Origin of the sequence: Bacillus sp. HY001, from assembly GCF_007558965.1 — a bacterium.
GTDB lineage: Bacteria > Bacillota > Bacilli > Bacillales > Bacillaceae_G > Bacillus_A > Bacillus_A mobilis.
Genome location: NZ_VLTE01000416.1, coordinates 1 through 236, shown reverse-complemented (window position 1 = coordinate 236; position 236 = coordinate 1). Strand labels below are relative to the sequence as shown.

The window sequence follows — 236 nt, the reverse complement described above, 5'->3', positions numbered from 1 at the left end:
TGCACAATGCCTACAACATATTGAAGTAAATTCAACTGCACAACAAGCGTATCTACATATTCTTGATGTGTGTCTAAATCAATATGAGTATTCTTCCTCTGTCCTTCTAATGCTTCATATATGTGATTCATCTCTAATTTGCACATAAATTGAAATAGCTTATAGTCATCATGCGATCCCTCTATTGCTTGTTTATTCTTTGTAAGAACTAACATGTAGTGCTTTATCTTTGTAAA

The 236-nt window shown here is 32.2% G+C and carries 1 pseudogene; it reads right to left on the bottom strand.

Annotation, left to right across the window (positions count from 1 at the left end):
- A pseudogene (locus FOT98_RS32040) lies at positions 1–236 on the bottom strand (hypothetical protein); the annotation flags it as partial.